This is a genomic window from Adhaeribacter aerolatus (genome assembly GCF_007991635.1).
GTDB classification, from domain to species: domain Bacteria; phylum Bacteroidota; class Bacteroidia; order Cytophagales; family Hymenobacteraceae; genus Adhaeribacter; species Adhaeribacter aerolatus.
This window is the reverse complement of sequence record NZ_BJYS01000088.1, coordinates 1-1015: the sequence shown is the minus strand read 5'-3', so window position 1 is coordinate 1015 and position 1015 is coordinate 1. Positions and strand designations below refer to the sequence as shown.

The window sequence follows — 1015 nt, the reverse complement described above, 5'->3', positions numbered from 1 at the left end:
CGCATGTTACCGTACAAGGACAACACCCGTACGGCTTTTTAGATGGCAACGTGCAGAACCCGACTAATACCACCAGCAACCTGGACTGGGTGGATATTTATAATGGCACCAACCTGCCAGCCGGCAGCATCTCCACCGGCTTGATTCGGGATGATACCGGCACCGAGCGAATTTATGCGGGTGGCAATACCAAAGACCATATTGATATACCCAGTTGGCAGAATAAAGCCGGTACTTCCAGCGATAAAACCAATATTCAGCAGGCCGGAGCCATCTTAATTGGCAGTAAGATTTACTTTTTTGGCAACCGGTTTTCGGCTGATGGTTCTACCAACATCGGTTTCTGGTTTTTACAGGACCAGGTAGCCCCTACTGGTACTACCTTCAGTGGCCAGCACCAGGTGGGTGATATATTAGTAGTAGCCGAAATCGCGAATGGTGGTGCGGTGGGCAACATTGCGGCCTACAAATGGGTGGGCACGAACCAAGGCGATGTGCCCAGCAGCGGCAGAACCCTGCAAACACTTACAACGGTAGCCAATACTAACTTAGGGGCCGTAGTAAATGCGAATGCCGAAACAACTCCCTGGACGCACCAGGCGAAAAGCTCCCCGGCCAACACCATGCCGGCTATCACCTTTTTCGAAGGTTTTATAGACCTGGCAGGTCTTGGTCAGACCAATGCCTGTTTTTCATCCTTTATTGTTGAGACCCGGGCATCTTTTTCGGTTACTTCCGTGCTGGAAGATTTTAGCAGCGGCGCCTTTAACGTACGGCCACAGGTAACGGTAACTCCTAGCAGTGCCTGCGGCAGTGCTTCCTTAACCGCCACTGTATTAGGCGGCATTGCTCCTTTAACTTACGTCTGGTCCGGACCCGGCATTGTATCGGGCCAAGGAACGCCTACCATTACGGTAAATGTTACCGGTACTTATTCCGTGGTAGTATCGGGCCAAGGCATTGGGGGAGGGACCTGTTCGAGCAATGGTTCTGGTTCGGCCACCTTTAATCCGTC

The 1015-nt window shown here is 51.8% G+C and carries 1 protein-coding gene; it reads left to right on the top strand.

Annotated features, from left to right (window positions below):
* A partial coding sequence (locus tag AAE02nite_RS26475; protein WP_218033567.1) for a hypothetical protein occupies nucleotides 1–1015 on the top strand: 1015 nt, incomplete at both ends.